Below are 577 nucleotides of genomic sequence, written 5' to 3'. Positions count from 1 at the left end.
TTTTATATTAACTATATTCTGTTCAATTTTCAAAGACCATTTTATCTTGTCGCTCTCAAGCGACTTCTTTATCTTATCATCAGTTAAAGCTTATGTCAACACTTTTTTTAAAACTTTTTTTAAATGTTTTTTAGTGTTTTGCTTTGTCTCTGACGACTTCTTTATATTATCATCACTAAAAACTTATGTCAACATATTTTTTAATATTTTTTATAAAAAACTCATATTTAGATATTTTTCTTAATCTTCAAGAACCAAAACTTTAAATTAACTCCAATGTCCTCCTTATTATGACTTAAAGTTATCAATATTAATTTTAAAATTGTTCTTTAATGATATTATCTATAATGGTATTATCTATTTTTATTATAAATAATTATTTTTAAAACAAAAAAGCTGTGAACTAATTCACAGCTTTTGGTGGAGATAAAGGGATTCGAACCCTTGACCCCCTGCGTGCAAGGCAGGTGCTCTCCCAACTGAGCTATATCCCCATATTACCTGGCAACGTTCTACTCTCCCACACAGTCTCCCATGCAGTACCATCGACGCTGTAGAGCTTAACTTTCCTGTTCGG

1 tRNA gene is annotated in these 577 nt (G+C 30.2%); it reads right to left on the bottom strand.

From position 1 onward, the window contains the following. Window positions 1-418: 418 nt before the first annotated feature. Window positions 419-494 (bottom strand) — tRNA-Ala (locus Q5O29_RS03745). Window positions 495-577 lie beyond the last annotated feature (83 nt).

The organism is Clostridium sp. CAG:265, from assembly GCF_000436575.1.
Taxonomy (GTDB): Bacteria; Bacillota; Clostridia; order Clostridiales; family Clostridiaceae; genus Clostridium; species Clostridium lentum.
This window is presented reverse-complemented; position numbering and strand designations above follow the sequence as displayed.